The 211-nt window shown below is 72.0% G+C and carries 1 pseudogene; it reads right to left on the bottom strand.

Features of this window, described 5'->3' with window-relative positions:
* Positions 1 to 27: 27 nt before the first annotated feature.
* A pseudogene (locus J0695_RS42430) lies at positions 28 to 211 on the bottom strand (hypothetical protein); the annotation flags it as partial.

The following is a 211-nucleotide window of genomic DNA, read 5'->3' as shown; positions in this document are numbered from 1 at the left end:
CGAGGCGCCGGCCGGACCTCCGCTCCGCTACTCCTTCGCCCTGCGGCTCAGCCAGTTCCGCCAGGACCTCTGGGGTGGTTCCGCCTCGCCTTTCGGCGGCGGTTGGTGCGGCATGGGCGTATTCCCGTCCGGGTGGGGCGCACTGCCTGTCTCCCGGGCCTCGTCCAGTGCGAGGATCAGGCTCATCCGGTGCCACAGCAGCTCGTCCGGG

Origin of the sequence: Streptomyces beijiangensis, assembly GCF_017315755.1 — a bacterium.
Lineage (GTDB): Bacteria > Actinomycetota > Actinomycetes > Streptomycetales > Streptomycetaceae > Streptomyces > Streptomyces beijiangensis.
This window is presented reverse-complemented; position numbering and strand designations above follow the sequence as displayed.